Source organism: Rhizobium altiplani, from assembly GCF_001542405.1.
GTDB lineage: Bacteria > Pseudomonadota > Alphaproteobacteria > Rhizobiales > Rhizobiaceae > Rhizobium > Rhizobium altiplani.
In genome coordinates this window covers 1-26,636 of sequence record NZ_LNCD01000101.1, presented here as the reverse complement: position 1 = coordinate 26,636, position 26,636 = coordinate 1, and the positions used below count along the sequence as shown (strand labels likewise).

The 26,636-nt window shown below is 56.5% G+C and carries 32 protein-coding genes and 1 pseudogene; 18 read left to right on the top strand and 15 right to left on the bottom strand.

The window, feature by feature from the left end:
• Positions 1 to 267: 267 nt before the first annotated feature.
• The 3 genes from AS026_RS23745 to AS026_RS23735 all read right to left on the bottom strand — a co-directional run bounded on the left by AS026_RS23745 (position 268) and on the right by AS026_RS23735 (position 3,503).
• On the bottom strand, positions 268 to 1,578 hold the full coding sequence (locus tag AS026_RS23745) for a cation:proton antiporter (protein ID WP_062371927.1): 1,311 nt from the start codon (positions 1,576 to 1,578) through the stop codon (positions 268 to 270).
• A gap of 3 nt (positions 1,579 to 1,581) precedes the next feature.
• Entirely contained in the window at positions 1,582 to 2,676 is a 1,095-nt protein-coding gene (locus tag AS026_RS23740) for a flavodoxin family protein (protein WP_062371925.1), read from the bottom strand.
• 308 nt (positions 2,677 to 2,984) lie between these two features.
• Positions 2,985 to 3,503, bottom strand: coding sequence for a DUF992 domain-containing protein (locus tag AS026_RS23735; RefSeq protein WP_062371922.1), 519 nt, complete (start codon positions 3,501 to 3,503; stop codon positions 2,985 to 2,987).
• Between the two features lie 317 nt (positions 3,504 to 3,820).
• Between AS026_RS23735 and AS026_RS23730 the strand changes: the two genes are divergently transcribed.
• Positions 3,821 to 4,102, top strand: coding sequence for a hypothetical protein (locus tag AS026_RS23730; protein WP_062371920.1), 282 nt, complete (start codon positions 3,821 to 3,823; stop codon positions 4,100 to 4,102).
• A gap of 132 nt (positions 4,103 to 4,234) precedes the next feature.
• Here the strand turns inward: AS026_RS23730 and AS026_RS23725 are convergent, their stop codons facing one another.
• On the bottom strand, positions 4,235 to 5,500 hold the full coding sequence (locus AS026_RS23725) for a DUF763 domain-containing protein (RefSeq protein ID WP_062372088.1): 1,266 nt from the start codon (positions 5,498 to 5,500) through the stop codon (positions 4,235 to 4,237).
• Positions 5,501 to 5,847: 347 nt separating this feature from the next.
• Here AS026_RS23725 and AS026_RS23720 point away from each other — a divergent pair, with 347 nt between their 5' ends.
• Together AS026_RS23720 and AS026_RS23715 are read left to right on the top strand one after the other, a co-directional pair.
• Positions 5,848 to 6,222 carry a DUF6984 family protein gene (locus AS026_RS23720; protein ID WP_425349828.1) on the top strand — a complete coding sequence of 125 codons (375 nt, stop codon included), beginning with the start codon at positions 5,848 to 5,850 and terminating at the stop codon, positions 6,220 to 6,222.
• A gap of 413 nt (positions 6,223 to 6,635) precedes the next feature.
• Positions 6,636 to 7,046 (top strand): helix-turn-helix domain-containing protein, encoded by a 411-nt coding sequence (locus AS026_RS23715; RefSeq protein WP_245307603.1) that lies wholly within the window; start codon positions 6,636 to 6,638, stop codon positions 7,044 to 7,046.
• 131 nt (positions 7,047 to 7,177) lie between these two features.
• On the opposite strand, the gene AS026_RS23710 is transcribed toward AS026_RS23715, so the two are convergent.
• Complete coding sequence (locus AS026_RS23710; protein ID WP_062371912.1) at positions 7,178 to 7,936, bottom strand: endonuclease/exonuclease/phosphatase family protein; 759 nt, start codon at positions 7,934 to 7,936, stop codon at positions 7,178 to 7,180.
• Between the two features lie 66 nt (positions 7,937 to 8,002).
• On the opposite strand from AS026_RS23710, the gene AS026_RS23705 reads away from it, so the two are divergent.
• Positions 8,003 to 8,974, top strand: a complete 972-nt coding sequence (locus AS026_RS23705) for a lysylphosphatidylglycerol synthase domain-containing protein (protein ID WP_062371910.1) — start codon at positions 8,003 to 8,005, stop codon at positions 8,972 to 8,974.
• On the opposite strand, the gene AS026_RS23700 is transcribed toward AS026_RS23705, so the two are convergent.
• A complete protein-coding gene (locus tag AS026_RS23700; protein WP_245307601.1) occupies positions 8,924 to 10,012 on the bottom strand; it encodes a phospholipase D-like domain-containing protein in 1,089 nt (362 codons plus the stop codon). The genes AS026_RS23705 and AS026_RS23700 overlap by 51 nt on opposite strands.
• Positions 10,013 to 10,829: 817 nt before the next feature.
• Here AS026_RS23700 and AS026_RS23695 point away from each other — a divergent pair.
• The 3 genes from AS026_RS23695 (at position 10,830) to AS026_RS23690 (ending at position 12,137) form a co-directional block, all read left to right on the top strand.
• Positions 10,830 to 11,357, top strand: coding sequence for a hypothetical protein (locus AS026_RS23695; protein ID WP_245307599.1), 528 nt, complete (start codon positions 10,830 to 10,832; stop codon positions 11,355 to 11,357).
• 73 nt (positions 11,358 to 11,430) lie between these two features.
• Positions 11,431 to 11,592, top strand: coding sequence for a DUF1328 domain-containing protein (locus tag AS026_RS40410; RefSeq protein WP_082728580.1), 162 nt, complete (start codon positions 11,431 to 11,433; stop codon positions 11,590 to 11,592).
• Positions 11,593 to 11,714: 122 nt separating this feature from the next.
• The gene (locus AS026_RS23690; protein WP_245307598.1) at positions 11,715 to 12,137 is read left to right on the top strand and encodes a hypothetical protein; all 423 of its coding nucleotides are present in this window, start codon (positions 11,715 to 11,717) and stop codon (positions 12,135 to 12,137) included.
• A 24-nt stretch (positions 12,138 to 12,161) separates the two neighbouring features.
• Here the strand turns inward: AS026_RS23690 and AS026_RS23685 are convergent, their stop codons facing one another.
• The 3 genes from AS026_RS23685 to AS026_RS23675 form a co-directional block, all read right to left on the bottom strand.
• Positions 12,162 to 12,608, bottom strand: a complete 447-nt coding sequence (locus AS026_RS23685; RefSeq protein ID WP_062371905.1) for a hypothetical protein — start codon at positions 12,606 to 12,608, stop codon at positions 12,162 to 12,164.
• 29 nt (positions 12,609 to 12,637) lie between these two features.
• On the bottom strand, positions 12,638 to 12,850 hold the full coding sequence (locus AS026_RS23680) for a hypothetical protein (protein WP_062371902.1): 213 nt from the start codon (positions 12,848 to 12,850) through the stop codon (positions 12,638 to 12,640).
• Positions 12,851 to 13,019: 169 nt separating this feature from the next.
• On the bottom strand, positions 13,020 to 13,520 hold the full coding sequence (locus tag AS026_RS23675) for a sigma-70 family RNA polymerase sigma factor (protein WP_062371901.1): 501 nt from the start codon (positions 13,518 to 13,520) through the stop codon (positions 13,020 to 13,022).
• A gap of 647 nt (positions 13,521 to 14,167) precedes the next feature.
• On the opposite strand from AS026_RS23675, the gene AS026_RS23665 reads away from it, so the two are divergent.
• Genes AS026_RS23665 through AS026_RS41395 form a run of 4 tightly spaced genes read left to right on the top strand, consistent with a single transcriptional unit; the run spans position 14,168 to position 16,961 of the window.
• Complete coding sequence (locus AS026_RS23665; RefSeq protein WP_062372076.1) at positions 14,168 to 14,437, top strand: hypothetical protein; 270 nt, start codon at positions 14,168 to 14,170, stop codon at positions 14,435 to 14,437.
• Complete coding sequence (locus AS026_RS23660) at positions 14,438 to 15,214, top strand: SDR family oxidoreductase (protein ID WP_062371899.1); 777 nt, start codon at positions 14,438 to 14,440, stop codon at positions 15,212 to 15,214.
• Positions 15,211 to 16,020, top strand: coding sequence for an alpha-amylase family glycosyl hydrolase (locus AS026_RS41400; RefSeq protein WP_100248191.1), 810 nt, complete (start codon positions 15,211 to 15,213; stop codon positions 16,018 to 16,020). Before AS026_RS23660 ends, AS026_RS41400 begins: the two co-directional genes overlap by 4 nt.
• 23 nt (positions 16,021 to 16,043) lie before the next feature.
• Entirely contained in the window at positions 16,044 to 16,961 is a 918-nt protein-coding gene (locus AS026_RS41395) for an alpha-amylase family protein (RefSeq protein ID WP_100248190.1), read from the top strand.
• A gap of 125 nt (positions 16,962 to 17,086) precedes the next feature.
• Here AS026_RS41395 and katE read toward each other — a convergent pair whose 3' ends face one another.
• Positions 17,087 to 19,222 (bottom strand): catalase, encoded by a 2,136-nt coding sequence (katE, locus tag AS026_RS23650; protein ID WP_062371896.1) that lies wholly within the window; start codon positions 19,220 to 19,222, stop codon positions 17,087 to 17,089.
• 344 nt (positions 19,223 to 19,566) lie between these two features.
• On the opposite strand from katE, the gene AS026_RS23645 reads away from it, so the two are divergent.
• Positions 19,567 to 19,962 carry a DUF1236 domain-containing protein gene (locus AS026_RS23645; RefSeq protein WP_062371894.1) on the top strand — a complete coding sequence of 132 codons (396 nt, stop codon included), beginning with the start codon at positions 19,567 to 19,569 and terminating at the stop codon, positions 19,960 to 19,962.
• Between the two features lie 77 nt (positions 19,963 to 20,039).
• Positions 20,040 to 20,351 (top strand): hypothetical protein, encoded by a 312-nt coding sequence (locus tag AS026_RS23640; RefSeq protein WP_062371892.1) that lies wholly within the window; start codon positions 20,040 to 20,042, stop codon positions 20,349 to 20,351.
• A gap of 196 nt (positions 20,352 to 20,547) precedes the next feature.
• On the opposite strand, the pseudogene AS026_RS40405 reads toward AS026_RS23640, so the two are convergent.
• Positions 20,548 to 20,694 (bottom strand): annotated as a pseudogene (locus tag AS026_RS40405) (transposase); the annotation flags it as partial.
• Positions 20,695 to 20,881: 187 nt separating this feature from the next.
• Here AS026_RS40405 and AS026_RS23635 point away from each other — a divergent pair.
• Both AS026_RS23635 and AS026_RS23630 read left to right on the top strand, forming a co-directional pair.
• Positions 20,882 to 21,370 carry a GNAT family N-acetyltransferase gene (locus AS026_RS23635; protein WP_062371889.1) on the top strand — a complete coding sequence of 163 codons (489 nt, stop codon included), beginning with the start codon at positions 20,882 to 20,884 and terminating at the stop codon, positions 21,368 to 21,370.
• Between the two features lie 404 nt (positions 21,371 to 21,774).
• The gene (locus tag AS026_RS23630; protein ID WP_018859863.1) at positions 21,775 to 21,978 is read left to right on the top strand and encodes a CsbD family protein; all 204 of its coding nucleotides are present in this window, start codon (positions 21,775 to 21,777) and stop codon (positions 21,976 to 21,978) included.
• A 190-nt stretch (positions 21,979 to 22,168) separates the two neighbouring features.
• Here the strand turns inward: AS026_RS23630 and AS026_RS23625 are convergent, their stop codons facing one another.
• From AS026_RS23625 to AS026_RS23615, 3 genes are all read right to left on the bottom strand, one after another.
• Complete coding sequence (locus tag AS026_RS23625) at positions 22,169 to 22,534, bottom strand: PAS domain-containing protein (protein ID WP_062371887.1); 366 nt, start codon at positions 22,532 to 22,534, stop codon at positions 22,169 to 22,171.
• A gap of 347 nt (positions 22,535 to 22,881) precedes the next feature.
• Entirely contained in the window at positions 22,882 to 23,073 is a 192-nt protein-coding gene (locus AS026_RS23620) for a hypothetical protein (RefSeq protein ID WP_062371885.1), read from the bottom strand.
• 192 nt (positions 23,074 to 23,265) lie between these two features.
• The gene (locus tag AS026_RS23615; protein WP_342587574.1) at positions 23,266 to 23,691 is read right to left on the bottom strand and encodes a cupin domain-containing protein; all 426 of its coding nucleotides are present in this window, start codon (positions 23,689 to 23,691) and stop codon (positions 23,266 to 23,268) included.
• Positions 23,692 to 23,924: 233 nt separating this feature from the next.
• On the opposite strand from AS026_RS23615, the gene AS026_RS23610 reads away from it, so the two are divergent.
• The 3 genes from AS026_RS23610 (at position 23,925) to AS026_RS23600 (ending at position 25,529) form a co-directional block, all read left to right on the top strand.
• Positions 23,925 to 24,176 carry a DUF6894 family protein gene (locus tag AS026_RS23610; protein WP_062371883.1) on the top strand — a complete coding sequence of 84 codons (252 nt, stop codon included), beginning with the start codon at positions 23,925 to 23,927 and terminating at the stop codon, positions 24,174 to 24,176.
• A gap of 410 nt (positions 24,177 to 24,586) precedes the next feature.
• On the top strand, positions 24,587 to 24,898 hold the full coding sequence (locus tag AS026_RS23605) for a PepSY domain-containing protein (protein WP_062371881.1): 312 nt from the start codon (positions 24,587 to 24,589) through the stop codon (positions 24,896 to 24,898).
• Between the two features lie 25 nt (positions 24,899 to 24,923).
• The gene (locus tag AS026_RS23600; RefSeq protein WP_062371877.1) at positions 24,924 to 25,529 is read left to right on the top strand and encodes a general stress protein; all 606 of its coding nucleotides are present in this window, start codon (positions 24,924 to 24,926) and stop codon (positions 25,527 to 25,529) included.
• A gap of 795 nt (positions 25,530 to 26,324) precedes the next feature.
• Here AS026_RS23600 and AS026_RS23595 read toward each other — a convergent pair.
• Positions 26,325 to 26,636 (bottom strand): transposase (locus tag AS026_RS23595; protein WP_131815342.1); only part of this gene is annotated, 312 nt, incomplete at its 5' end.

Below are 26,636 nucleotides of genomic sequence, written 5' to 3'. Positions count from 1 at the left end.
CTGCCCCCCCTACCCGAATGATGTCAAGCCTAGAAGGGCCGGCGGTAGGAAGGCAATGCGCGATATATGAGATTTCTCTTATGTGACGGTGGTTGAAGCCGGCCTGTTGTAAAACGGCCATAGTAGTCAAGTGTTTAGACCATTGGGACGATGCCGAACGCAAACCACCCCTCCTGACACGCAGTACGCATCGTGCAGCGTTTGATGGTTTCCTTTAACGCCTCGGCTAATCCGCGCTGACGCGTAATTGGGAGGCTGATCACGAGCTCACGCGCGGCCCGATCCTTCGCCTCGCTCGAGTGAATTGCGCCCCATTGCGGGCATGCCGCCGATCCGCCGGGCCGGGTCCACGCCGCGGCGCCCGTCGATCCATTTCATTACCGGCGTTACCGATACCCCGTGAAGTACAATCGATACGAGAATGATCAGGAAGACAGTCGACCAGACGGTCTCGATAGCCTGGAACTGCACCTTTCCGGAGGCGTAGGCGAGATAGTAGATCGAACCAAGACCGCGGATGCCGAAGACAGCGATAATCAACTTCTCAGCCGTGGGGTGTGGGCAGCCAAGCATGGAAATCCAGCCGCATAGAGGACGTACCACGGCCAGGACCAGACCCGCGACCACCACAACCCGCCAATCTACGAAGGAGATCAGCTTTCCCTCCGCCACCGCCGACCCGAAGCAAACAAGCAGCAACATCATTAAAAGCCGTTCTATCTGCTCTCCAAAATCATGTAGTTCCTCATGATAGTCGCTGCTGCGCTCGATGGAACGTAAGGTAAGTGCGGTTACAAAGACGGCCACAAATCCGTAGCCGTGAACGAGTTCCGTTGCAGCGTACGACACACAGGTGAAGCCGAGCGCGGCCAACCCATCGCCGGTTTTGGCGAGCCGGCCAGCTTCAGGGGCCCTGAAAGTGAGAAAGCCGAGGAGGCGACCGACGGCCCAGCCAACGGCCACGCCGGCGGCAAGCCGCCATACGACGTCCACCACGAACCACCGAGCTGTCCAGCCCCAGTCACCGCCACTTGCCGCGATGGCGATCGCGGCCATGACAAATGGAAAACTCAGTCCATCATTCAGTCCGGCTTCGGAGGTGAGTGCGAAACGGATGTCATCTTTTTCTCCGGTCTTCGGAGGACCAACCTGCACATCAGCCGCAAGTACCGGATCGGTCGGGGCAAGCGCCGCCCCCAGAAGGAGGGCGGATGCCAGCCCAAGGCCCAGAATGCTCCAGCCGAGGAACGCAATGGCGCCTATCGATAAGGGCATCGCCAGTCCGAGCAGACGCCATGTAGTCATCCACCGCCGCCATCCAAGCGGTCGGTCGATCTTCAATCCGGCGCCCATCAACGCGACGATCACGACGAATTCCGTGAAATGCTCGGTCCATACCGTGTTCTCCAGGGGGTTCATACGCGGAAGTGGAGAAATGGGGGACCATGCCAACAAAACTCCGATGCCAATGCAGCAGATGGGCAACGACAGCGGAATGCGCCGGAGAACGAGTGGAAGCCACGCGGTCAGAAGCACGACGGCACCGAACAGAAACAGCGTCACGGCGTAAGAGTTCACGACCTATTTCTCCCGCGCCTGCTTCAACCGCGAGCCGGCGGCGATCTGCTGGCCCTGCCTCTTCGCAACGACGGCTTCCGAAAGAGTCCGCGCGGCATTGCGAACCTCCTCTTGGAACGCCTGGTCGTTTTCGTAGGCGACGTGACTTGTTGCATAGGGCTCCAAGTAGCCGATGTAACGGTCGACCTCAGCAAGGGGGCCGGCTGGAACAAGCGCCATCGACTTCAACCAGTCGGAAACACTGCGGCGGACGCCTTCTGCGCCTTCGGTGTCTCCGTGGACGATCACCGAGAAAATGCGTCCTTCGAGATGGCGAGGGTAGTGCCAACCCTTCATCTCGATCTCCTTGGCCTCCTTTGCGTGTTTTCCATGAGTCGTCGTGGGATCCGGGTTGCCTCCGTCTGCGCAGACAAGTCGGTCGATCATCAGCTTGAGAGGGGATGAGGTCTGATACCAATTGACCGGCGTCACGATCATGACCCCATGGGCCTCGACCCACAGTGGATAGATCTCGTTCATCCAGTCATGAACCTGCCCGAGCGAATAGTTCGGATAACAGGAGCACGGCCAATGACAAAGTGCGGCCGACGTCGAGAAGCAAGCTTTGCAGGGATGCATCTGACGACCATATTCGGATGCAATGCGACTAAGGTCCAAAACATTGATGCTCGCCATCGGTTTTTGCTCCAGCACCGACTGCGCCGTCTGGATCATGCGGAAACTCTTGGAGACTTCGCCAGGACAAGTATGCTCGCTACGGGATGACCCGTTGATGAGGAGCAGTCGATCTGGCCCGTTCTGATCATCGTGCCGGCGCTTGGCTTCGTGAATGGCTTGGCGGGCATCAAGCCAATCGGCGGCGAGATCATAGTCCGGATCCGCAAACTCGGCGCCGGCCTTGCGAGTTCTCGGACTCTTGCGTGAATTTTTGTAAGCGTCCCAAGCCGCGGCACTGATCTTTGTGAGCTCCGGTGTGAGAGGCTCGTAAGCCGGATCCTGGAACTGATCGAGGAAGCGATGCCTGAACTCGTCTTCATCAAGGTGTGGGCTTGGACTGCCTTTTCTTGCTTCAAGATCGGCCGAAGACATGTTTGACATTCGTGAACTCCTTGACCTCAAGCAACAACGTCACTTCAAACCCGGAGTTCCTAAAGGTTTAATTTGAAAAGCTTGTCATGCTTGTGTCTACGCTCGACGTTGATCGCATGTTGGCAAGTCGCGCAGCCCGGTCCGCTCACTTAGGTGATCGCCTTGGCGAACCATTCATCCGCTTGCGGCGTATCCGCGAATTCCCGCTTTCGTTAAGCCGCCTATGCTGAAAGCTCCGATGCCATGGCCTGGCGGCGCCGGGCGTCGCCAGGTTGTGACACATGTCGGTTCGGATGACTCTGGCTTTCCGCACCCGATCAACGAACTGGAGAGAGTTGCAATCGCGAGACGCCAGCCGCAACGTTCAGCCCGGTTCCGGTTTGTCCGCTGACAGGCTGAAGCGCAAAGTTCTCGGCATTGCCCCCGACAAGAGCATTGGCACCAAGGCCAACACCGATTGCCGCGTTCGCGGACGCACCGACATAGGTACCCGCGAGATCGCCTTCACCGACACGCGTCGGCTTTGTATTGACGACAACCCAACTCAGATAGGACTTGCCGCTTACGCCGATATCAAGACCAAGCTTGCCAATCGATCCGGCATAATGCTCCACCCCACCGCCTTGCTGGCGAAATCGGCAATTGATCGCTCGGTTCGATCCGATAACCATTCCCACCCCTCCGGCGACCTCGCATGACAGCGTGCCCAGTCTCTGGCGCGGTTCTTTCACGATGATTACCTTTTGCGTGGGCTGCGTCTTGTGCATCGTAGCTGACCAGCCGCTCGTGGGAATTGTAAAAGCCACGGCTGCGATGGCTAGGATAAGGTTTTTCATCTCGGGTTCCTCTCAATTGTTAATCCTCATGGCGTTGGACCTAACCGATCCCGAGGGCATAGGTTCCGTCCTCGTCTCTGCGAAGCGCTGCGATCCGGATGGAACGCGGACGAGCACACACGTTCATCGAGCTCTTCAACTTAAGACGAAGCTGGGGGAACGGGGCAGCGCTGGCCAGGCGTCGCAGACCCGTGCGACCAGCGCTTGTCAGCCATGATTTGCATTCCCGAAGCGGGGCCCCCACCTTTCTAGCGATCAGATGACTTCACCGTGAAAAAGCGCCGCGAACTTAAAGCTGTTCGCGCGAGGAGGCTGTCATGAATGCGATTTCCAAGAGACTGGACGAGATGACCCTCGTTGAAAGAACCAACTTGCTGGAGACGGTCGCCGACGCTTTGGAAGCGAGCGCAGCCGAAGCTGAAACCTTGGGCGATGCCCGATTCGTGACCAATTCCACATGCCTGGCCGCAACAATCCGCGGGATGTGCGGCGATCTTGCGCTACGGGATTTCCCAGCTGCCGAACTTCTATTGGAGCAGGGTATGCTGCTGGTGTACCAGTTTTCCAACAGGAAGGGCGCCCGCCCATACCTTAACTGACCCTCCGAGAAATCGGCAATTGAGCAAGACGGACAGTGAGCTGCTGGGTCCAAGAAAGGTTGACGGTATCGGTTCAGGGCGCGTGAGGCCGGGTTTTCGTCGCTTCTCGAAACAGGGGCGATACCCCAATCATCAAGGCTTGCGGCCCAAGCGCTCTGTCTCTTCCCGTGCCGGTTGCTCCCATCCGAATACACTACGGCCGCCCCGTTCGTGCGACCGCAAGAATTCGCCGGCGACGATCTCCTTCAGATCTGGGCCCGTAACATAGCGTTCCAGTTGCCGCGACTGGTCGTCGAGTCGCCTCAAAGCCTGTAATTCCTCTTCTCGACCAAGTTTCGCCCGGCCGACGGCCGACCTCATTACCTTGATTGTTTCGTCATAGACTTTGATCGGCACAGGGAAAGGATGGCGGTCCTTTCCGCCATGGGCGAGCGAGAAGCGGGCGGGGTCCGAGAAACGACATGGCGCGCCGTGAACAACCTCGGCCACCATTGCAAGGGCATTCACTGTCCGTGCACCGATTCCCGGAATTAGAAGTAGATTTTCAAAATCCTTTGGGCCGCGGTCGGCCGCTGCAGCCAGTGCCCCATGCAGGCGTTTCATGTCGACGTCCTTCTCGCGCACGTCGTGATGGGACGGCATGATCAGGTGGGGCAGCAGTGGCTGGGCGGCATTTTTCATTTCACGCGCCGGTTCAAGCGCGATGACCTCCCGCAGGATTTTGTCTGGCCCCAACGCGCCCAGCAAATCAAGCTGACTTCTTCTCGAGCTTTCCGCTCGATGGTCAGCGAGATTGACAATATTCCCCTGTCCGCGTCCTTCGATCGCTGAATGCGGAGAATCCACAAAGCTTCTGAGACCCTCCGAATGCCAGTGATACCGTCGTGCCTGCCTTTTACCGCCGTTCATGCCTTGTTGGACCACGACCCATTTGCCGTCATCTGTGACAATGAAGCCGTGCAGGTAAAGATCGAAACCATCCTGGACCGCGGCGCTATCAACTTTGGCGACCAGCCTGCTGGTGCGCGCAAGAGCGGCGCCATCAATTCCTACGCGATTGCCGATGGCCATCAGCTCGTCAGGCGTCTGCCTAGAATGCCTGCCGCGGCCGCCGCAGACATGAATGCCGAGTTCGCCGGCCATCGGATTAAGGCCCCGCTTCAACGCTCCGATGACACTTGTCGTGATGCCGGACGAATGCCAATCCATGCCCATGACTGCACCGAAAGACTGGAACCAGAACGGGTGTGCCATGCGGCTGAGCAATTCGTCGCGACCATAGTGAATGACGATTGCCTCGGTGATGACCGCACCGAGCCGTGTCATGCGCTCGCCCAGCCATCGTGGGACGCGGCCACCATGAAGAGGAAGATCGGCGCTGCCGGCTCGTTGGACCATGCAGAGCTTATAAAATGGTTTGAGACGCCGAGACAACGAGAAAGTTCTTGAAGCGCCGCCCTGCGAGAATGGGCAAAGCTTTGCCTTTTGCAGAGCGGCCGGTTTGTGTTGTCGCACTGTGTTCGAGCGGACCGGAAGGCGGTTGTCGTGAATCAATTTTTCCATCAAACCTTTACCAGGACGCAAGGAGGAAGGAATTGTTCAGAGTAGTTGCGGGCGGTGGACGTCAGAAGGAGGCGAGGCCGAAGACATCATCTGATTAGTGACAATTCAACAACATTGAAGGACGGGAATGAGGATATTTGGTGCCCTCGAGGTTCGCTCCAACGGTTTCGGATCGCTGAAGGGTGGAGGAGGAAGCATTGTCTCGGGCCTGGCGTGATTTGACCCCCGGCGAGCGTTCCCTGATGGACGTATTGCTCACAAAGCAGTTTCCTGGAGTGGAAGCGTTACGCAGTCAGCTGGAAACAGCGAGAGTATCTCGGATCGACGCCGAAGGTAGCCTCCAATTCAGGGTTCGCGGTCCACTTGCCGAAGTGCCGGAGCGCGTCCCCACGGAAGGATATTACTTCGACGCGGATGTGGACTATCGCCCTGCAGTGAATGTCCTTCTGCATGTCGTGGAGGGCAAGATTCACGAACTGGAAGTCTATAAAGATGATGGCTCGCCGATTAAGGTGTCGCTCGCCACGCTGGACCTAGACCGGTTTCATCTCTTGTAACGGCTCAGGGTTGGTGATCGTCGACGACTAAAGGTGGAGTAACGCGGGTAGTCGCCTCCATTCCCGAAATCCCAGTCGCTGCTAAGATTCCGGCATGAGCTACGAGAAGATCGAAGGACTGGACCAGCAGGCGAGGGCGGCGGCCAAAACAGACCAGCCGTGATGGAGACGCTCGCCGTCTCGCCGCCGGTGAAATCAGCCAGCGTTTTTTTGATCGCTCGACAAGTCTAAATTCCGGATGGTAGCCATTGGTGGTAAGCCTGTCGCTCGGTCAGCCTGCGCTCGTAAGGAATTGGCTACTGCAGTAGCTCGAACCGACAAGCCCGCTTGAGAACCTAAAGGGTCCAAAGCGGTCTGTTGAATAGTGGACTTGCGGGCGGACCAGTCCGCCATGGCGGATATTGCGCCCGACCATGTTGACCTGGGTCGAACGCAAAAAACAATTTGGAACTAACTTGACGCCCCAATCATTCTCGATTTATACTGAAACCTGTATAAGAGGAAAGCAAATGGGACGGCTTGTCTATGACAATGTCTTCGAGTCAATCGTTGACGACAAGGATGAAGCGGCCGATTTGAGCTTCCGGGCTGCCCTGATCTCCGCTCTCGTCGATCTAATCCGGGATCGTGGGTGGAAACAAGCAGATGCGGCAGAAGCACTAGGCATACCACAGCCAAGAGTTAGCGAGCTGATGCGGGGGAAGGTTCACCTGTTCTCCGCTGATAGGCTCATTGGCTATCTGGCTCGCCTCGGCGTTCGCTTCAAACCATCCTTTGAACATCACAGAATAGTCTGCGATGTAGAAATGACAGAGGCCGCTTAACGCGGCCTCAGTTGTCTCTTACATCTTCTTTTGCTTCCTCCGAGCGTTGAAGCGTCTTCATCGCTGCACATTTTCCCTCATCACTTCATAAAACCTCTCTTTCCAGCCACTCGATCCCAAGCCTCGCAAGCTTATTCGATGCTAAAACCTACCGACAGCGGCAGGTGATCTGAGGCTCGACGTGCAAGCGGATCGAATACAATTGACGACGACTTTACCCGGATTTCCTGCGATACGAAGACGTGGTCGATACGCAACAGGGGATAGCGCGAAGGAAATGTCGATCGAGGCTTTGTGCCTGTCAATAATTGCGCATCGCGAAGGTGCGTGGACAAGCGTTTGTAGGCGGAAGTGGAGGGCGTGGCATTCAGATCGCCGCAGACGATCGACGGCGAGGAACGAAACTCAGCATGTCCCATCCAGTCGTCGCCGAGCAGTGCCGCGACCTGCCGTATACGGTCGCGGTTGCGAAGCCCGAGGTGCGTATTGAGTACGTTGAGCGGTTCCCCGTGAACATCGACCTGCACCCAGATTGCGCCGCGCGTTTCGCCGATCGAGGGAAGGGCTGCAGCCCTTATCAGGCGCGTGGGCAGTGCTGTCAGAATGGCGTCGCCATAGCGTTCTTCCTCGACATGCAGTGCCGGGTGAAAGTGGGCGTTCATCTTTAGCAGCGTCGCAATAGCCGCCGCCTGGTCGACACCGCCGGTTCTTTTTCGGCCGACGTCCAGCTCCTGGAGTGCAATGATGTCTGCTTGAGATTGCGCAATGACATCCGCAATCCGGTTCAGGTCAATCCTGCGGTCCGTCCCGATACAGCTGTGAACGTTGTAGGTGAGAATCTTGATCTCGCGTTGGTCGCGTGGGGGGAAGAAGGGAGGTGGTGTAGCCATTCAGCGGGAACCCGTCTCGCCCAATTTCGTTCCCAAAGACAAAGGCATCAAACGGACGGATCCTTCATGTCGGTAAGGCGCATCCTTTTCAATATTTTCCTCATGTGCGGCCTGCTGCTTGCGGCCTACCTGCTCTACAAGGTCTTTAACCGGTACACCTTTGACGAGATCCTGCAATCGATTGACCAGATTCCCCGCTGGCGTCTGGTTTCAGGTGTTGCATTTTGTGCCCTTTCCTATCTTTGCCTCACGGGCTTCGATTGGATGGCCTTGCGATATGTTGGCCGGCCACTGGCCTATCCGAAAGCAGCGATTGCCTCCTTCACCGCGCTTGCGATCGGCCATAATCTGGGAGTGGCCGCCCTAAGCAGCGGCGCCGTTCGATATCGCTACTACACACGATGGGGGCTGAACGCCGAGGAGGTCGCCAAAGTCGTCTTGTTTTGCGGGGTAACGGTCATGCTCGGGCTGTCTGCACTCGGAGGCATAGTCTGTCTCGTAAATCCAACAGATGTCAGCAAACTGTTGGGTGTGAGCAGCAGCAGTCCCCTCTGGATCGGTCTCGGCGTACTGTCATTGCCGGTAGCCTACGTCGTTCTATCCGCCACGGTGCGCTCGCCATTGCGGCTCTGGAAATGGCGTTTCACAATGCCGAACATCAGACTTGCAATTGGACAGATCGCGATTGGTACGCTTAACTTCACCTTCGTTGCCGCCTGTCTGCATCAGGTCATGGCAAGCGAGGCGCCGGTGAGCTTTGTCCAAAGCGCAACGGCGTTCGTCCTCGCCAACGTGGCCATTCTTGTCGCTCACGTGCCCGGCGGCCTCGGTGTGCTGGAGGCCACAGTCACGACCGTGCTTCCAGGCGCTGCATCGATCGGGGGGCTCGTGGCATTCCGCGTGATTTATTTCCTGGTGCCGTTGGTGTTGGGATTGCCCATTTTCGCGATCAGCGAGTTGATAAGCCGCAACGTGAAAAAGAAGCGGCTAGACAAGGGTCGCGAGAAACCGTCCGAGCCTCAAGCGCAACTTCTGTAGTGGCCAATAAGGCCGCCGGGGATCGACAAGTGCGGACCCCGGCAAGAGGCCCGTCTCGCTGCAATCAGGATCAACCTCGTACTCTCTCAAGCCACGCTTCCGGGTGTTTAGCGCAGCGATAGCTCCAAGCATTGATCTCGACTTCTCCATCTCACGGACCTCGGCAGCGGTCGCGCTCAGGTGCTCCGCGATGAGGCGGTGGCGAAGTGACGTAATGGCCTCCTGGTGGGCAGCGCAATCGGCTTCGAGTGCGAGATCGCACTCCGTATCCAGGCCTTCTGAACGATTGTTGAGGTTGGAGGATCCCACGCGTACGAAGCGGTCGTCGATGATAATGAGCTTCGAATGAACAGTGATTTCCTCCTCGCCGCCATTGTCGTCGGATGTGACGGCATACATCACCTTCAGTCGATCGAACCGATCGGCGCGCTTCAGACGCCGTATCAGGCGGTCGCGGTTACTGCCCATCGCGAACTTCTCTATCCAACCGTGCGAGGTCTTTGTGACGATGACCGCGATCTCAGGCCCGTTCGGCTCCTTCAATCGCCTTGCAAGCGCTCGGCCGACGCCGGCGGACGCAAGATATTGAGTTTCGATATAAATATATCTCTTGGCTGCGGCGATGGCATCGCGCGTGAGCCGACGTGCCTCATAGCGTCCACGCTTGCCAATGAGGCCAGGTTCCGTCAGGGCGATGGCCGCGGGAGCTTGAACCATGTCGGCCACCAAAGCTGGTCGGATGATCGTCGCATCGGTCTCGGAAGACACATTCTCGCTGGTTGCCCTCTTCCAACGTCGTCTGGCCACATCACGGATCATTCCCGCTACCTCACCCGAAACCAGACATTGAACATCGTGAACAGGCGGGTAGGGAATACCGTCAGGCGAGAGTCTTAGAGGATTTGCACTCCGGTGGTCGGATTCGTCCCACCGCCTGGCTGTCAGGTCGATGCCACCCATGAAGGCGACACTTTCGTCAATCGAAACGAGCTTCTGGTGGTGGCAAGCACGCAGTGGATGTTTAAAATCGAAAGTCAATGAGATCTGCGGATGTCTGGAGATTGGGCTCTGTCGAAACAGCCGCAGTGACTTGCCCGAATAGATGGGACCCATCCCCCAAACCAGAATTCTGACCCTTAGTTGCGGGAGCTTATCGACCAGCGACAAGAGACGTTCGCCAAGTGTTTCAGTACTCGAATGGGGTCGCAGGCGAATATCCGGGTTAAAATCCCAACCAATGATCCAGATCTCGCGCTGCGCTCGCCCAAGCGCGTCGTCTAGGGCAGAAAAGTATGCTTCGCCGTCGATCAGAAATGTAGCCTCAGCAGCAACCCCAGTGCGCCAGGCGTTGCGTCCGCGGCGGACGATACTTCGCACAGGCTTTTGACCTGCCAAACGGCCTAGAGAAGGGAAGACAGCCCGGAAGAGATCCGGAGTGGGGGCATTGTCTGCCGATCGATACTCATGCATTCGGCGAGGTTTTTCCTGTAACTTCGTGGCGATTTCGATGTCTCGCGAAACGCGCGCGGCGAGCGGCCTGTTCCAGATCCGGCCAAAAAAAACGAGTGCCAGCTCAATACGATCGCAGCGGGTCCGCCAGCCCATATCCCCGTGCACCGTCCAACGCCGCGAAGGCAACGGCACGCCGGTCCCAACTTGTCGATGACTAGCAACGGTCGCTCGCTCGGTGAGAGGGACGAAACGGCGCTACCTCGCCGAGATCACGACGTCCTTTCCTCACCTGCGCCCGGCAACAGTGGATTGCTGTCAGTTGTCGCCTGACCATTTTGACAGCGACGCCACGCTCATGCCGAAATTGCCTGTTGTTGGTATTTCGTGGACCAAAGGGCGCAATATGGAATTTATCAGTCGTTTCGTTGACCAGCCGATGCTTCAGGGGGCGTCGCGGGCACTCCAGATCTGGCATGAGAAAAGCCGGCGCTCCCCGGACGAGCTCGGTCCTGCTTGGGAGCTCATCGTCATTTCGTGCCTGATTGCCGCGAGTTGCTGGCTCCTCTCAGGAACGGGATGGTTGATTGCGGCAAGTACCTTGATGCTTCTTTCATTCCGCCCTGCATGGACACTTCTGGCAGGACCGAAGCGCGGTGAGTACGATGCACGCGCGTATCGCGCAAGGGCGGCCCTCGCAATCAGGAAGCGAGAAACCGAGTGGTCGGTGCGAATGCTCGTGCTCCTCATTTCTGTCTGTCTGCCAATGATTGCTCGCGCAGGCGATCAATCCGGAGAATTGTTCATCTTCGGGGCAGGTGTCTGGTTCGTTCTGACTGTTCCCGTAAATGCATATCTGGCCGCCGCCGAACCACCGAAGCCCAATGATGGTGACTTCGCGTTCACCAGGAACCGCACGCTGGCAGCTGTCTGACCCACTACTGGCCGGCCTCGGAACCAATCGCCTCTCGGTCCGTTTTCCTCTCGTCAAAATGACGGAGGTTGAAATGCTTTACTACGCACTTGTATTTTTGGTGGTCGCATTGATTGCCGGTGTACTTGGTTTCGGCGGTATCGCTGGAGCTTCCGCATCGATCGCTCAGATCCTGTTCTTCATCTTCCTCGTGCTTTTTGTCGTCTCAATTGCAATGCGTGTGATTAAGCGATGAAGAATTCGTTCGATTGAGCCTTCGCTCGGTGGCGGAAAACCGCCGCCGTGTCTGTTGGTGTGAGGTTAGCGAGGAAGGCCTCCAGCTTCGCGATGACGCGCGGGAAATTTGGAGAGACTAGGATGAATGCCGACACTACTGGACGCCCGGTCGAGTTCGACACCGACGACGACTTACAGGAGCACTTGGCTTTGCTGGAGGCAGATGCTCACGCGGAAGATCGGGTCGTACCAGATGCGTTTTCGCGGCGAACGTTTGAGGACGTTCACGCGGATTTTTTAGCAGTGAAGGATGAAGTCGAGCATCTTCGTGCCAGGCTTTCGGTTGTTACACAGCAAGCTGACACTGTAATTCGTTCACGTGCCGAATGGGCGGATGCGAGCGCGCATGCGCAACTCGGTGATTACCCATGGCTGAAACTGGCGGGAGCAATGGCCGGTACCTATGTCCTGGCAAGCCTTGTTCGCACGATACCGCTCGGATCAGCATTTACTGCGGCCCTGCCGCTTGTGGCAGCAGCCATTCAGCGCCGGACCGAAGGATAAGGGCCTCCGACGGCCGCCGGAAATTCAGGTCTGAGTCGATATGATTGTGTTCACCGAAACGTTTCCGCCTAGTACACCGCGTTTCAGGTCCGAACGTCCCCGCTCGAGTTCGATTACCGTATAGAGCTTGTCGTCTCGAAAGGCGCTTGCGTTCGAGGTGGTGACATCCTCAGCGGGAGCGGCGTCAACCTCCATGAAATCAAGTTCCCGGCTCGCTGCTACAATACGCGCGTCGCCAGCGGTTCGGGCCGCAACGATGACAATGCCGTGATTTGTGGCATTGTCCCACCGCGGATCATCTGGTGCGGCGATCGGTTCGAGCCGATAGACATTCAAGGGCTCGTCCGGTGAGTAGGTCTCGACTGCCGCAGCATCACGGATCTGTGCCTGACTCTCAGTCGAGCGACCAAAGGTCGTTCGACTGGTTGCATTGTTCGATTCGTCCTGGCCCGTTTTGACGACGTTCGACATAGCTCGTTCTCCGTAAACTGCGGCTTTTGCTAACCTTGATCGTTGTCTTGCTTCACTTCAGAAATGTCGTAGTTGACGTTCCAGTCCTTGGTCTTTTTGCCACCCGGGGGGACCTTGTTCACAGAGGCATCCTCCGACCCCGTAACCACTGCCGGCTTGGCACTTTCAACTCCGTCGCTTTCGCGCTTTGCTTGCGATGGTGCGAAGGCGCCCTTCGCGTCTCTCGTGGTTTTTGATTTCATGATTTCCTCCATTCTCAGTCTTGAACCGACGCGTCGCGACTTGGTTCCATTGCTGGCAATGGAAGGGCGCCAATCGCGCTAAAAGGGATTTCGGTTTGGAAATCTGCAACCGACGGCCTTGTTCGTCCATCACAAGTGCGAGGACGGACCACTACAGATCCCCAGGGGATCAGCCCGGTACTTCAAGTTCGATCATGAGATGCCGACGTGCGCGATTGACACGGCTCTTGATAGTGCCGATCGGGCAATGGAAATAATCAGCCGCCTCCTCGTAGCTGCGCCCATCAATGAAAATGAACTCAAAAGCGCTGCGGTACTTGGGCGGCAGGCTTGCACATGCCACCTCAAGTTCATGACCGCGAACCCTCCACTCCTGTTCGGGCGCGACGGCTCGCTTTAGCGACAAACCGTCCGCTATCCCGACGGTCTCTCGTTTCGCAATCCGATACCGTGTGCAAAAACTGTTGCGCATAATGGTGAAGAGCCACGATTTCAGCCGCGTACCCTCCTTGAAATGATCAAGGTTCGACAGAGCCTTAACAAGTGTTTCCTGTACAAGATCATCTGCGTCGTTGGGATGCCGATAGAAAGTACGGGCAAACGCCCGTAGTGCCGGAATGAGCGCGGCAATTTCTTCGCCCATCGAGCCGGGAGAAATGTGTGCGGTCATTATCTCTTCCCCGCAACGGATACTGGAAGGAAAACCTCAAATGAGTGTTTGGTTCCAGGAAAACCGAATTGGTGCGATACCGCACGCTCGGGGCCGAGGTCGGTGGTATCGGAGGGTCATTATAAGCGTCCGCTACCGTACGCGACTTCATGATTGACCTCTAATATAGGGTAGTTACGATGGCTTCCGACCAAGCAACCGGGAGAATGAATTTGACCTTCATGCGATGGCTTCGGGATGCGGATATGGCGATGCTCTCACGCTCCGTTCAGACCTGGTATAAGCATTTTGACGCCAAACCGGATGAAAGAGCTTCCGAGGTACTTTGCGGAGCGGCCATAGATCTTTTTCACCAGGGCCATAACACCCAGGATGAACTGGTCACCCTTCTGATTTCTCGATATCCAGGCCCTGAGGCGCTCCTGATCAACGCTCCTACCTCGGCGTCCGTACACTGAGAACCATTGGCGCAAAATTCTTGCCCTCGGTTTAAGAAGCCTGCAGCTTCTCTCAGTATTCACCATGCTATGCCGACATTGATTGCACGGGCACGGGCGCACGGCCTTATGATGTCAGTATCTGTTTGGCATCGAAGGGGAACAACGCCTCGTCCGAAGCATTCCTTCTCGCCAATGCAGGAGGACGTCATGCAGCTTCTCGAAACCCATGTCGGCTCTGTTGTCGATGGAAAGCTCACGGTCGAATTTGTCGGCGAGGGAGGCGAACTTGTTTCCGTCAGGATGGTGACCGATGACCGTAGTCTCGCGGGAGACAGCGCCGTGCGCCACGCCAAGGAGGTCCTGGTACAGCTTACGGCATTCGGAACCGACGGCAACGCCACCACCTCCGAACCTTTCGGGGCCGCCGCGTCCCGAGCGACGCCGAGTGATCTCGCGGAGCGCGACGAGCGACAATAGATGGCTAAACCCGTTGCACTTGTCACAGGAGCGGGATCGGGGATCGGGCTGGCGACGGCAGAGAAACTGGCGCAGGCCGGCTACGATCTTTTCCTGTTCGATCTGGATCCGAGCGCGCTCGATGCACTCAAGAAGCGCCTTGAAAAAACCGGGACGACGGCAATAGCAATGGCAGGCGACGTCGCGTCGGAGCAAGATATGGAGCGCGCGGCAGGTAAAATATTGGAAGGTTTCGGACGCCTCGATGCGGTCATCGCAAATGCTGGTATCAATGGCGTATGGGCACCGATCGATGACCTCACACCCGCGGAATGGGATACAACCGTTCATGTCAACCTGCGTGGGACCTACTTGACCCTCAACAAGATGGTTCCGTTACTGAAGCAGTCAGGGGGAGGAGCGATCGTCATCGTTTCTTCCATCAACGGGGTGCGCACATTCACGACACCAGGTGCAACCGCTTATAGCGCGACCAAGGCCGCCCAAGTCGCCATGGCCCAGCAGCTTGCCCTCGAACTCGCCCGGCATGCAATTCGCATCAATGTGGTATGTCCTGGCGCGATCGAGACCAACATCGAAGATTCGACCGAGGTTCGACACAGGGAGGAGTCAGAGGTACCGGTGATCTGGCCGGAAGGTACCGTTCCGATCTCGGGAGGGGAGCCGGGGCGGGCTGGCGATGTGGCCGACTCCATCCTTTTCTTGGTGAGCACATCATCTCGGCACATCACTGGAAGCCCGGTCTTCGTCGACGGTGGGCAGGGGTTGCTGCGATGAAAGGCTGGGAATTTTCCTGGGGGCCAGTTTCCAACCCCGACGGATCAACCATCTTCACGCTTTGGGCGCCAACGCAGGCCCGCGTCTCTGTCGCGATCGATAGTCGGCAGGTTCCAATGGACCGGGCTGATGACGGCTGGTTTTCCGTTACGGAAACCTTGACCGACGGTGCGGACTATTGGTTCGTCCTTGTGGACGGCACACGTGTTCCGGACCCCGCCTCACGGCGACAAAGCGCCGGGGTGCTCGGACCATCTCGTCTCTGGGGATCCGACTTCAATTGGAAGGTACCATGGAAGGGCCGTCCCTGGGAGGAGGCCATAATCTATGAGATTCATATTGGCACATTTACAGCCGAAGGAACGTTCGCGGCGGCGGAAAAGCACCTGCATCGGCTTGCGGAATTAGGTGTTTCGGCCGTGCAGATCATGCCACTCGCCCAGTTTCCGGGCACAAGAGGGTGGGGGTACGACGGCGTCTATCCCTATGCTCCTCATAATTCCTATGGTTCGCCAGACGACGTCAAAAGCTTTGTGGACGAAGCCCATCGATATGGCCTCATGGTTTTTCTTGATGTCGTTTACAACCACTTCGGACCAGAGGGGAATTTCCTGCCGCTCTATGCAGCAGAGTTCTTTCGTAAAGACGATCCAACACCATGGGGTCCGAAGATTGCTTTCGAAAGGGAGCCCGTAAGGCGCTTTTTCATCGACAACGCCATCTATTGGCTTGATCAATTCCGGTTCGATGGATTGAGGTTCGATGCCGTAGACCAGATCGAGATCAGAGCGACCTTCACATACTGAAAGAGATTTCTGAGAAGGTTCGCATGCGTTTTCTGGATCGCCATGTGCACTTGATCACGGAAAATCCAGCCAATGCGACTAATCTGCTCTCTCGAAATGGGGGATCGTTTTTTGTTGCCGACTGGAACGACGACTTCCATCACGCCATGCACGTGGCGGTCACGGGCGAGGCGATTGGCCACTATGTGCCATTCGGCGACAAGCCGTGGCAGAAGATGAAGCAGACGCTCCAAAAGGGATATCTATACGAAGGCAAGAATTTCCAGTCCAGCAAGGGAGACCACTCGGCTTCGTTGCCGCCTACCGCCTTCGTGCATTTTCTTCAAAACCACGATCAGGTGGGAAACCGTGCGCTTGGCAATCGTCTTCACACCATGATTGATCAACGCTGTCACAGGGTTTTGACAGAGATCCTTATGCTGTCACCGCAAATCCCGCTTCTTTTCATGGGCGACGACCATCTGACTCCGCGCAAGTTTCTCTTCTTCGCCGACTATGAAGGTGAGTTGGCGAGAGCGATCGCCGCCGGCAGGTCGACAGAAGCAGAAAATTTTGGTGGTCTGCCCGAAGGTTGTGATGCGAAGGATCTGCCTGATCCGAACGATCTCTCGACCTTTCTGGACTCGAAACTCGATTGGGACGCTGACGACCAGGGGTCAGCGTGGACATCTTTTCTCAAACGGCTGATCGACGTTCGTCGCAACCACGTTATTCCCTTGCTACCGGATGCAGACGGTTACGCGGGCTCGGTCGTTTCTGCGGTTGAACATGCGGTGTTCCTTGACTGGAAGCTAGGTGCGCGAACCTTGCAGTTGAGAGCCAATGCCTCAGGGCGGGCAATGTCGATGGAACGCGATTTTGGCCAGAGAGTGTATCCGCCTGTCAACGGGGCTGCAGAGGAGGTTTTGCAGCCATGGACAACGCACCTATATGTCCTTTGAGGCAAAATCGCCTTGTTCAGAGCGCCGTTCAGTGAAGAAGCAAGCGGAAAAGCTAGCGAGTAACGCTCAGTAACGACTTCCACCCTGGTAGGCGCGGCAAATATTGCCGCGCCTGCGTCAAATGCCTATTTGGCCGGGACTGACGGCTTGCCGAGTTTCACAGAGGGCTCACGGGCCCAAACACGAAGCGTGCCAAGCTTTGAGACGAAGGACGGCAGGCTGTCTTTTCCTGATAGTGAAACAATGCCCTCGTCTTCCATTCCAGCAATGCCCGCTTTTTCGAGCAAGGGTACGGCGGACTGGTCGTATCCGATGAACTTGCAGTGCTGGAAGGCATCGGCCACAAAGTCGCGCGCCGTAGCCTCCTTGATGAGGTCTTCGATCGCTGCGGAGGACGTAAGCAATGCCACGGCGTCAAACAGCACCGACGGGCCTCCATCGATCATGTGATGTGCCTGGATCCATTTGCCGTCCGAAGCGGTAACCCCGCCCACCTTGGGAGCAACAAACTCGACGACCGCTTTTTCCTTTCCGACAGTATCGATCAATCCCTTCAGCAGATTGGCGTCTACGCCATCCGTTATGAGGATGCCAAGCTTTCGGCCCTCGAACCGCTTCGGGCCTTTCTCCACAATGCTGAGGGCAGGTGAAGGCGCAAGATCCTGACGTGTCGGCATTGCCGCATCCGCGGCCTTAGGCATGGTCTGGAAGCCAAGCTTATCGGCGACGGTCTTGGCGAGGCTCTCGTCGATATTAAGCAGATGAGCAACCATGCGTTCCCGGATGACCGGCGTCTCCACCTTGCTCAGTTCAAACGTCAAAGCAGCCGCTATGTGGCGCTGCTCGGGCTCGGTCTGGCTGATGTAGAACTGTCGGGCTTGACTATAGTGATCGGCAAAGCTTTCCGGACGAAGTCGTACCTTTCCACCCTCCTCGGACGAGGCAAAGTGCCGGTAACCCAGTTCGCGGGACTCTCGTGGCCCTTCACCGAAAGAGTTGGGTTGATAGTTGATGCGGCCGACCGGATTGCGCATCGCCATGTGGCCGTCCTGTTGGAAATGCTGGAACGGACACTTGGGTGCGTTGATGGGTAGATGCGTGAAGTTTGGACCGCCGAGGCGCTTGAGCTGCGTGTCAAGATAAGAAAAATTCCTCCCCTGCAACAGCGGATCATTGCTGAAGTCGATTCCGGGCGGGACGTTTTGGGTCATGAATGCAACTTGCTCAGTTTCGGCAAAGAAGTTGTCAGGCATCCGGTCCAATACCAGCCGTCCAATCGGTTTCACCGGCGCGATCTCTTCGGGAATGATCTTCGTCGGGTCGAGGACGTCGAAATCGAAGCTGTCGGCGAAATCCTGATCGAACAGCTGCACACATAGTTCCCATTCAGGAAAATTGCCCGACTGTATGGACTGCCAAAGGTCGCGGCGGTGAAAGTCCGGGTCGGCACCATTGATCTTGACCGCTTCGTTCCAGACCACGGATTGAAGGCCAAGCTTTGGCTTCCAGTGGAACTTCACGAATGTGGATTCGTCTTTCGCATTCACGAGCCTGAACGTGTGAACACCGAACCCTTCCATAAAGCGAAATGAGCGTGGAATGGCGCGATCCGACATCACCCACATGATCATGTGCATGCTCTCAGGGGTAAGACTGATGAAATCCCAAAAAGTATCATGGGCCGACTGCGCCTGCGGAAAGGCCCTGTCAGGTTCCGGTTTGACGGCGTGGATGATGTCCGGGAATCTGATGGCGTCCTGGATAAAGAAAACAGGAATGTTGTTTCCAACGAGGTCCCAATTTCCTTCCTGTGTGTACATTTTCACAGCAAAGCCGCGGACATCACGGGCAAGATCGAAGGAACCTTTGTTGCCTGCGACCGTGGAGAAGCGAACGAATGCCGGTGTCCTTTCCCCGGCACGCTGAAAAATATCGGCTCTCGTATATGCTGCCAAAGATTCGTAGGTCTCAAAGAAACCATGTGCACCGTAACCGCGAGCATGGACAACCCGCTCCGGAATGCGTTCGTGGTCGAAATGGAAAATCTTCTCTCGGAAGTGAAAGTCATCAACGATGAGGGGCCCGCGGGCGCCTACCCTCAATGAATTCTGGTCGTCAGCCACAGGCGTGCCTTGTGACGTGGTCAGGACTTCGGCGCCGTCTTCGGCAAATTGATGGAGCTCGCCACCATTGCCTCGATGAGGCTTTTGGTCATGAATCGAGACAAGATTGATTTGTACCTTCGTGGTTTTCTTCGCCATCGGTTGCTTTCCCTAAATTGAAGATGCGATTATTTCCCGTCGCTCAGATCCCTTCGGTGCAACGGAACCAATCTCTCAACTTCATGTGGACGTTGAAGTTCCCGATAGGCTGCGAATTCCTCACTCCCGTGAAAATTGATTGCGCCTGGCTGCTCCGGACTAACGTCATTTGACTGAAAGCACGAAGGCGCTCGGGCGGTGGTTCAATTGGAGATGCCGATCAGGCAGTGACCTTGGACCTTGGTCTGAGGGCCGTCAGACTGAAGTCCCGAGCCGGGAACCGTTGCTGCGCTTGGTGGTTCGTTCAGGGAGCGGACAATACCGCTTCTAATGGAGGATAATGAATGCGTATCAAATTGATAGGAATTGCCACTGCGGTCGCTCTCGCATCAACTTTTGCCTACGCGCAATCATCGACGGTGACGGGAGCTGCGGGAGGGGCAGCAACTGGGGCAATCGTCGGTGGGCCGGTCGGTGCAGCGGTGGGAGGCATCGTCGGTGGCGTGGCAGGTAGCCTTATCGATCCGCCGCCCCAGAAAGTCGTTACCTATGTGCAGCAAGTTCCGGCTCCGACGACCAAAGTTGTCGTCAAGGAAAAGGTGGTTGTTGGCCAACCGCTCCCCGAGACGGTCGTTGTAACGCCGATTCCTGATGATCCAAAGTATGCCTATGCGATCGTCAATCAGCAGCGGGTAATCGTCGAGCCATCCTCGCGGAAGGTGATCCAGGTCATCCAGTAATCGTAAGGGGATGTTGGTCGCATGCCGGCGGGGGGACAGTTCCCACGCCGGCTCTATCCGCGGCTTAGGGGAATCGTGTGACAAAGCTCATAACAGACATCAAGCTCGCCCAATTTGAGCTTCCCTATCTAGATAGGGTCGACAGACGCAATCTTGTCGGCCGTATCGTTGATGAACTGCGGTTCTACCGCTCAAGAAAACTCGGCGAGTTGGCGTTAGACCGATATTTACGCCTGGACGCGCTGATTAAATGCGTTTCGCTGATGATAGCTGACATAGCAGAGATGGATGACGCTGAATTTCAAAGCGTCCTGAACGAATTCGCAAAGCTGGTGGCTCTCCTCGAGAACCTTGCATCCGCTGGCAAGAAGGCAGCAACGCTCCATTGATAGCGTACGGCCGCGAGCGTGGCGACAGCGACTTAGTTGGCAGCACGGCTGGTGGTAGCGCGTCGCGTGCACTGACAATGCCTGATCCGGTTGAAACCGCTCAACCGGTTTTTTCGTCGGTAAGGGTGTGGGCTAAGGCAAAGCGGATTGCGCCGGTTCCGACGGGGCAACGATCGCATGGATCTTGGTGGTCAACCCTGCAGCGATTGTAGCAGGTTGGGTATGGGCCGCCATACGGCTCTGGCACGTCTCGCCACCACGCTCCAGACTTCAAGACCCATGATATCCCGCTCAGGACCCGCCTGCCGTCTACCCGGGAGACTTCGCGGCTTGCGGGGCAAATCGGCTCTCAGACTCCTCGGGGTTGGTAAGGGCATAGCGCATTCAGACGGTCCCCTTTGCAGCTTGCTCCACGACTGCGGGCCTCGTTCAATTTCTGGTTCTCTTCAGCGATCAGACTTTGCGCGCGGTCGCTTGATCGTTGCAAAAGAGCCCATTTCTTCCGGCCAGCGACGTGCTAAGCTTGTTTAATGACAGCGGCAGACCAATACAGTTTTCGCAAAGCGACGTTGGATGATCTTCCGTTGCTTAGAGCATGGCAATCAAACCCGCATGTCCGCGAATGGTGGGACTCAGATGAGCCGTACGATGCGACAGACTTGGCTGATCCTCGGGTAGCGCGTTGGATTGTTTCAATCGCCGAACGCCCCTTTGCGTTTATGCAGGACTATACCGTCCACGGCTGGGAAGATCACCATTTTGCCGAGCTTCCCAAGGGGTCGCGGGGAATCGATCAATACATAGGAAACCCCGAAATGATCGGTGTTGGACACGGATCAGCGTTTATTGGGGCGAGAATGAGGGCTCTCTTCGATGCGGGCGTACCCGTTGTCGCAACCGATCCTCACCCAGCCAATGAACGGGCGATTGCCGTTTATAAGAAACTGGGATTCGAACCGTTCGGATCACCTCAAGAGACGCAGTGGGGCTTGATTTTGCCGATGCTTGCGAGGCAGTAAGCGGCACCCCAGCATTTGCAGCTTCGTCCGCATTCCGAGACATGGCCGCAGGCGCAGTACCGATACACTCGGTGGCTGACACCAAGAGTATACGTTTACAAGCACACAGCCTGACCTCCTTTATGATTTTCGATCCCAGGAATCGCGAAACAAACTACTGTTGCGTATTGGAGTTTTCGCAACGGTCGAATTCGTTCGACGGACATGTCTCACCAACCGACTTCGGCATTCTCTATTGTGGATTGGGTCGCCGGATCTTTCCAAAGGCTATGCGGCACTCGACAGTCGATCGCCGGCCAGCTTTCAAGCTCAGAGCGCGTGCTGATTGCCGGAAATCCTCCTGCTACTCGGAACACTCGGTCGCCTGCTTCGTTTTGATTCCAGTCCGAACCTAGGAGGAATACATGGATTGGAACCGCGTTGAAGGGAACTGGAAGCAGGTCAAAGGTAAGGTCAAGGAACAGTGGGGAAAACTCACGGATGACGATCTTGACCAAATCGATGGGCAACGCGACCAGTTGGAAGGAAAAATTCAGGAACGCTATGGGTTAGCACGGGACCGGGCTCGTCAGGATATCGACGACTGGTACGGTAGCCAGACCTGGTAGACGAACTGCAGGGCCCGGAGCGATCCGGGCTCCTTTTTGCGCTTTGGACTCATTGGAAGATGCGATCTTGGATTTGCGTTCCCGCTGCCACGATACGACCATGAGCCAAACTATCTCCGGTATGTGCGCCCTTAAACACCGGACGACATACGCTGGTGCCGATCCGCGCTGACCGTGTTTGTGTTGACCTTCATAAAAGTTCAAGTGGATAGACGATCCCGGCGTAGTGGTTTGGGTCGCCCTGCCGGTTCCGGAAGCACCTGCCCATCGCCATCACCCACCGAATTTCGTCAAAAGCATCAAGAACGCGATACTCTGCGTGATAAGGTAGCCCGCTTCTGACGGCTTGCGAAATTAAACCTGCCACACGCTCGCGATCGTCGGTATGGATTCGCTCAATATACGATGCGATCGGCAATCCACAGATCGTCTCGGCCGGATCGAGGCCAAACAGAGATGCTATGGCGGTATCGCCGTAGACGGTATCTCCAGCAAGAGACCAGGTAAAAATTCCCGGCTCAGCCGCGTTATCTTCGGGATCGCTTGCGATTCTCATCGCACCTCCGCTTCAAGGTTGGGTCCAAACCGCCAGCAATGCCCGAAGTTCCAGAACTTCACAATCAGCTCTGTGTTGGGAAGTAGCGAAACGGCCGGTTAGCTTGAGAGCAAAATCTCGCTTTGGTAGCGAATGGCCAGCTGTGATGATGACACGACATTGTCCCGTGGTGCCGCACGTGAGCCGCCACAAGGCAAGGGGAAGCAAGCCAGGAACCATCCGGCGTGTCAGATGGACCTTCGCTTGTCCCATCCAGGATTTCGGTTCGCAACGAAAACAGGAAGGTGGTGGCGACACGCAATCGGAGATCACGCGACGCCGCTCACGTTTGGCTTTTTCATGACAAATCAAACGCGCCAGCGCGGATTTTTATTGACGTTATAGCGTAGTTCGCCTGCAGATGCATAATGACCAAAGAGCTGGCGCATCCGCCGTTCGCCGGCTTCACCTATCTGGTGCTGGCGGCAATAATCGCTCACCGACCAAATCCTCAAGGATTTCTTGGTATCGAGATCAACCTCTTTAATATGCGTCGACATTACTCTCCTCCGTTTGGAGGAGTGTTTTAGTGGATGCTTAAATAAATGTCATTTAACTTTGACATTCCTGATTTGCCTGTAGTCGAGCGTCAGCCATTCCGCATTATCGCGTCTTCACGGATTGCCAATGGGACAAGAGAGGATCGCGCGTTCCCGTAACCGGATCATGGGTAGGCAAAGGTAACCTTCTGATCACATCCATTTCCATGCCGGTGGCCGCCGACGTCTTGATATCGGCGCGGCGCTCTGGCCTGGCGGATAAGCACCGACAACCAGAAACGATTGGCTCGCGGCGATAAGGCAATGCCCCGTACCGGCAGGTAAAATCAGGCAATCGCCAGCCGTGACCGCATAATCGATACCATGAGGGCCGCCTATCATGATGGAGGCGTTGCCGTCAGCGACACCTAAAACTTCGTGCGCGTGGACGTGATAGTGCTGATAGCCAAAAATGCCGTTACGCCAGACTCCCGTCCAACCGTGTTCTTGGAAGAGACTCTCAAAACGTTTTGCCGACGCCTCTCCGCTGATGACGGCAGATTTATAGAACAGCACTGGCAAAGCCCGGTTGTTCGGGATCCAATCGCTTGGCGAAAGAAGCTTGGCTGTTACCTCCATCGATGCTTCCTTTCTCCAGGGACCTTGACCCACCGACGCAAACGAAATGTCGTCATCAATATGCAGCCATTTCCATATCGTTCCATCTGTATTCGGCGCTTGGCGCTAGGCAACGCTTGGAAAAAAATCCGGAACATGAAGCTTCGCAAGTCCAATCCTTCGCGAGGCCATCGCGATTGCGCTACGGAACCTTGCAACCGTCGGTGAGTTCACCTCGCAAACGGAGATTCATCGTGACAAGATTCTACTTCCGGACCGGCCCGACAGACACTCCCTGGCAAGACGAGGAAGGCTATGAGTTCCCCGACTTGCCAGCGGCGCTCGATGAAGCAAAGCGCCTCGTTGCCGAGATGGCGATCGACGGGATCCCGACTGCTACAGGGGAGCCCCTTGAAGTTGAGATCTACAATCCGGACCGAGTTAAGATCGTGTCAGTCTCGTTGCATCTATGCATTGAGTACGCTGGCGGAGATTCTGAGATATAGGGGATAGTGTCTAGCCGCTCCGTCTTCCGAATGGCCTGCGACCTGATTGACCCGTGATCGCTAGCACCGCTTGACAATCAGAGAGCGCTACGTGTCCAGGCTTCACCCATTTCCTCGATCTGGCACAGAAGCCTTGGCGGCGTCGGATCGACTAGAGTTACTTTGCGTGTTCGTTACGTCGATGAGAGGCTCTGATGCCATAACTCTTACCTCCAGGAAATCAACGCCGGGCAAGGCTTTGAGTTCCTGCGGGTGCCCCTGTGAAGGCTCAAACTTAGGTCGACTCGCCGCATCCAATTCCCGCTGAGCGAAAACGATCAATCGAGGGCCAATCGACTTCAGTCTCAACGGGTCAATGGAACAAGCAGAGTTTCTGGTTGTTTGTCTGTTCTCAACCAGAGGAAACATCAATGAAAAAACTCATGATCCTTTCTATCGGCGTGGTGATGACGGCGTCGGTCGCGCTCGCCCAGAGTGAAACGCCGAAGACGTCCCAGACAACACCCGCGGTCAAAACCGAGCAAAATCCGGGAGCCCCGGTTGCAGGCAAGAACAGTTTCACCGAAGGCCAGGCAAAAGCCAGGATCGAGGAAGCTGGCTACACCGACGTCACCGGCCTCAAGCTTGACGATCAGGGGGTGTGGCGGGCCAGCGCCACCAAGGACGGCAAACAAGCGAACGTCTCCCTGGACTTTCAGGGCAACGTCACCATGGCCAAGTAACCACGAATAACAAGGAAGCAGTCACATGAGAACGATCACTGGTCTATATGATAACTACGATGACGCGCGTGCAGCCGTGAGCGCGCTAGAAGATGCGGGAATCCCGTCAGACGACATCAGCATTGCCACCAACGAGACAAATGGAGTCGAAGTCGAAGGCCAGGGCAACCGCGCCGCTGAAGGCGCAGGAACCGGGGCCGGTCTTGGCGCAATGGCCGGGGGCGCCGGCGGTCTCCTTACAGGTCTAGGCATGCTTGCAATTCCGGGGGTGGGTCCGGTAGTTGCCGCCGGTTGGCTTGTTGCGACCGCGGCGGGAGCTGCAGCAGGTGCAGTTGCCGGCGGTGCCGTCGGTGGCATCGTAGGTGCTATGGTCAAGGCGGGTGTTCCTGAGGAAGACGCGCATCTTTACGCCGAAGGCATCCGCCGCGGAGGATCGGTTGTCGCCGCGAGAGTAGAGGAAGGACGTGTCGCCGAATCCCGGGCAATCCTCGACAGGTGGCGCCCCGTTGATATCCGGGCGCGCCGCGCGAGCTATGTCGAGCAGGGCTGGACCGGTTTCGATGATACCGCCGATCCCTATACTGCAGAACAGATAGCAGCTGAACGCGAGCGTTATCGTTCCACTCTGTAGGCGAACTTAAGCTGTGAGCGGTTGCAATGCGGCCGCTCTAGTTTGCTCCAAGTGCGAATGGGCTTCGACGGCCCCAGCGAGGCTCGGTTAGCGCTGAGAGGGAACTATGGGCCAACATGAGGTCACCGCCCTACGAGGTCGTCCGCGTCGTTCGGAACGGCATCGTGTGAAACAGATAGCTGGGTGGCCAATTGATCAACCAAATTTGAACTCGGCGGTCTGGTTCGCTCTGCCGCAAGCCAGCAAGTTTCTCTTCCAGCGGTTGACAAAGCTGTCTTGGGGATAGCACAGAGACCGTATAAGAATCTTATTAAAAGGCTCAGCGGGTTCCGCCGGCCGGAAGTGTTCACATGGATACTGTTCAAGTGCTGCCGGGTAGCGTCCTTCGCCATCCGGGCTACCTCAATTTCGCAACTTCCCGCATTTTCTCCTCTCTCTCATTCCAATGCATCGCGATCGCGATGGGGTCGTCTAATCGCACGGCATTTTGCAAGCGTTTTTTTAAAGATCAGCCCGGCCGGTACTGTGGTCAGTGCCGGAGAGCGAACGATGCGGGGTCCAAGCGTCTGATTTGCGCGCGCCAAGTGAGCGTTTGCCGGAAGCAGGGTCGTCTTCGCGGTCGACACACGGTCGCCGCATGATGGGGCTTCGCAGGTCGAGTGTTCCAATGTGGACGACGCAATCCGCAGGTTACCTGCGATTGCACCCCAACACGCGGAATCACCGTGCCTACGTCCCGGCAGGGACGTTCTGACGCCGGTCCATCAGGACGTTGGCGGAAAATATTCGGAACGGCTAGCCGTTGGCCGGATCCATTCCAACTGCGCGATCAAAAAGCTGACCACTCTTAAGCATCGCGTGCATTGTGACAGATAATCTGCGCGCAACGGCGACCGCGGCACGTTTGAAACCCAGCCTTTCCCTTAGCTTTAACCCCCAAGAGCGAAGGCCGCTATCGGCACTGCTGCGCGTGAGAATAACAGTTGCAGCTTCGAACAGGAGACCGCGCAAATGGGCGTCGCCACGGCGCGAGATATGACCGTCATAGTCGACCTCGCCTGATTGATAGCGGCGTGTCGTTAGCCCCAGCCAGGCTCCTACGGACCG

Bases quoted from the DNA above. Each gene is read 5' to 3' on its own strand.
- AS026_RS23685 (WP_062371905.1), bottom strand. From the start codon at position 12,608: ATGTCGAACGTCGTCAAAACGGGCCAGGACGAATCGAACAATGCAACC.
- AS026_RS23635 (WP_062371889.1), top strand. From the start codon at position 20,882: ATGACAGCGGCAGACCAATACAGTTTTCGCAAAGCGACGTTGGATGAT.
- AS026_RS41400 (WP_100248191.1), top strand. From the start codon at position 15,211: ATGAAAGGCTGGGAATTTTCCTGGGGGCCAGTTTCCAACCCCGACGGA.
- AS026_RS23710 (WP_062371912.1), bottom strand. From the start codon at position 7,936: ATGGCTACACCACCTCCCTTCTTCCCCCCACGCGACCAACGCGAGATC.
- katE (WP_062371896.1), bottom strand. From the start codon at position 19,222: ATGGCGAAGAAAACCACGAAGGTACAAATCAATCTTGTCTCGATTCAT.
- AS026_RS23695 (WP_245307599.1), top strand. From the start codon at position 10,830: ATGGAATTTATCAGTCGTTTCGTTGACCAGCCGATGCTTCAGGGGGCG.
- AS026_RS23725 (WP_062372088.1), bottom strand. From the start codon at position 5,500: ATGGTCCAACGAGCCGGCAGCGCCGATCTTCCTCTTCATGGTGGCCGC.
- AS026_RS23680 (WP_062371902.1), bottom strand. From the start codon at position 12,850: ATGAAATCAAAAACCACGAGAGACGCGAAGGGCGCCTTCGCACCATCG.
- AS026_RS23715 (WP_245307603.1), top strand. From the start codon at position 6,636: ATGTTGACCTGGGTCGAACGCAAAAAACAATTTGGAACTAACTTGACG.
- AS026_RS23740 (WP_062371925.1), bottom strand. From the start codon at position 2,676: ATGTCAAACATGTCTTCGGCCGATCTTGAAGCAAGAAAAGGCAGTCCA.
- AS026_RS23645 (WP_062371894.1), top strand. From the start codon at position 19,567: ATGCGTATCAAATTGATAGGAATTGCCACTGCGGTCGCTCTCGCATCA.
- AS026_RS23605 (WP_062371881.1), top strand. From the start codon at position 24,587: ATGAAAAAACTCATGATCCTTTCTATCGGCGTGGTGATGACGGCGTCG.
- AS026_RS23705 (WP_062371910.1), top strand. From the start codon at position 8,003: ATGTCGGTAAGGCGCATCCTTTTCAATATTTTCCTCATGTGCGGCCTG.
- AS026_RS23730 (WP_062371920.1), top strand. From the start codon at position 3,821: ATGAATGCGATTTCCAAGAGACTGGACGAGATGACCCTCGTTGAAAGA.
- AS026_RS23630 (WP_018859863.1), top strand. From the start codon at position 21,775: ATGGATTGGAACCGCGTTGAAGGGAACTGGAAGCAGGTCAAAGGTAAG.
- AS026_RS23600 (WP_062371877.1), top strand. From the start codon at position 24,924: ATGAGAACGATCACTGGTCTATATGATAACTACGATGACGCGCGTGCA.
- AS026_RS23675 (WP_062371901.1), bottom strand. From the start codon at position 13,520: ATGACCGCACACATTTCTCCCGGCTCGATGGGCGAAGAAATTGCCGCG.
- AS026_RS23660 (WP_062371899.1), top strand. From the start codon at position 14,438: ATGGCTAAACCCGTTGCACTTGTCACAGGAGCGGGATCGGGGATCGGG.
- AS026_RS23615 (WP_342587574.1), bottom strand. From the start codon at position 23,691: ATGGAGGTAACAGCCAAGCTTCTTTCGCCAAGCGATTGGATCCCGAAC.
- AS026_RS23665 (WP_062372076.1), top strand. From the start codon at position 14,168: ATGCAGCTTCTCGAAACCCATGTCGGCTCTGTTGTCGATGGAAAGCTC.
- AS026_RS40410 (WP_082728580.1), top strand. From the start codon at position 11,431: ATGCTTTACTACGCACTTGTATTTTTGGTGGTCGCATTGATTGCCGGT.
- AS026_RS23690 (WP_245307598.1), top strand. From the start codon at position 11,715: ATGAATGCCGACACTACTGGACGCCCGGTCGAGTTCGACACCGACGAC.
- AS026_RS23625 (WP_062371887.1), bottom strand. From the start codon at position 22,534: ATGAGAATCGCAAGCGATCCCGAAGATAACGCGGCTGAGCCGGGAATT.
- AS026_RS23735 (WP_062371922.1), bottom strand. From the start codon at position 3,503: ATGAAAAACCTTATCCTAGCCATCGCAGCCGTGGCTTTTACAATTCCC.
- AS026_RS41395 (WP_100248190.1), top strand. From the start codon at position 16,044: ATGCGTTTTCTGGATCGCCATGTGCACTTGATCACGGAAAATCCAGCC.
- AS026_RS23620 (WP_062371885.1), bottom strand. From the start codon at position 23,073: ATGTCGACGCATATTAAAGAGGTTGATCTCGATACCAAGAAATCCTTG.